This window comes from Micrococcus sp. 093350064-1, from assembly GCF_053627955.1.
Genome location: NZ_JBSEYU010000035.1, coordinates 1 through 1,335, shown reverse-complemented (window position 1 = coordinate 1,335; position 1,335 = coordinate 1). Strand labels below are relative to the sequence as shown.

Here is a 1,335-nt window from a genome sequence, read left to right as displayed (position 1 = left end):
TCGCCCAGTCCTTGCTTGCCATCGCCCATACCTCCAGTGATTCCGAGAGGGTGTTGCGACGACCGATTGAATCCACCCTGGGAGCCGCGGTCCGAGTGCACGATGCACCCGGCCACCGCATCGGTGCCGCCGCGGCGTGCCACGGCCTGCTCGAGGGCGTTCACGGCCAACGAGGCCTGCATACGCCCGGCCATGGAGTACCCCACGATCCTGCCGGCGTAGAGATCCTTGATCGCGCAGAGGTAGAGCTTGCCCTCACTGGTGGGGTGCTCGGTGATGTCGGTCAGCCACAGCCGGTTCGGAGCTTCGGCAGAGAAGTCCCGGCGGACGTGGTCGTCGTGCACGGGTGGGCCTGGGCGGGTCCCGTACTTGCCACGCTTGGCCCCGAACCCGCAGTGCCACCCGTTCTGGCGGCAGAGCCGCCAGGCAGTACGGGCGGCCATTCGCTCCCCGGCCGCCTCGGCCTCGTCCCGCAGCAGCCGGTACCCGAACTCCGGATCGTTCAGGTGAGCGGCGTGCAGGGCGTTGGCCCGGTAGGCCTGCTCCACCTCAGAAACGGCGACGGGCTGGTCCCGCCAGCGGTAGTAGGGCTGGCGGGCGAGCTTGAGGACCCGCAAGGACACCGCGACCGGGATCTGGTCGGCGGCGAGCTCGGACACGAGCGGGTACATCATTTTTTCGGCAGGTTCGCCTGGGAGAGGTAGGCCGCGGCGCGGCGTAGGACTTCGTTCTCCTGCTCGAGGAGCCGGATCCTGCGGCGGGCTGCGCGGAGTTCTTCGGCCTCGGCCTTGGTGGTGCCTGGGATGTTGCCTGCTTCGATATCGGCCTGGCGAATCCAGTTCGTCAGGCAGGACTCGAAGATGCCGAAGTCCTTCGCGATGTCTTTCAGATGGGTGCCGGGCTCACGGTTCTGCGCGACCCGGACGACATCATCGCGGAACTCTTTGGGGTAGGGGGCGGGCATGGTGCACATCCTTCCCTTTGGTGTGGGAACACCACAGATCGTATGTCACCTGTACGTGCGTCAGTCCCTCCCTCGGCCGTCGGCCTGTGCACGATCGGCCCCTTGACCACAGGGGTCAGGAGCACCGGGGTCGGGACGCGGATATGGTCTGTCGTTCCCAGGGCCGGGGCTTCTGCTCCATCGCCGACCGGCGTCGAGGCGTGCCACCCACCTGTCGCACCGCCCCACCCCGCCAAGATCACCGTGTGGTCTCGTACGGCGCCGGCAGGTTGACTCCCTAGGTGTTGTGGGTCATGAGGTTCTTGCCACGAGGCGCCGGCTGAGATGAGACGAGTGGGCCTCTCCCGCAGGATGGAAGTTCCTCAACAACC

2 protein-coding genes are annotated in these 1,335 nt (G+C 67.0%); both read right to left on the bottom strand.

The window, feature by feature from the left end; genetic code table 11:
• The coding region (locus ACUW6W_RS11710) for a DDE-type integrase/transposase/recombinase (protein ID WP_454180192.1) at positions 1-659 on the bottom strand (659 nt) is incomplete at its 3' end.
• Positions 660-670: 11 nt separating this feature from the next.
• Positions 671-964: a transposase gene (locus ACUW6W_RS11705; RefSeq protein ID WP_060973960.1), complete on the bottom strand. Its 294-nt coding sequence runs from the start codon at positions 962-964 to the stop codon at positions 671-673.
• Positions 965-1,335: the final 371 nt, after the last annotated feature.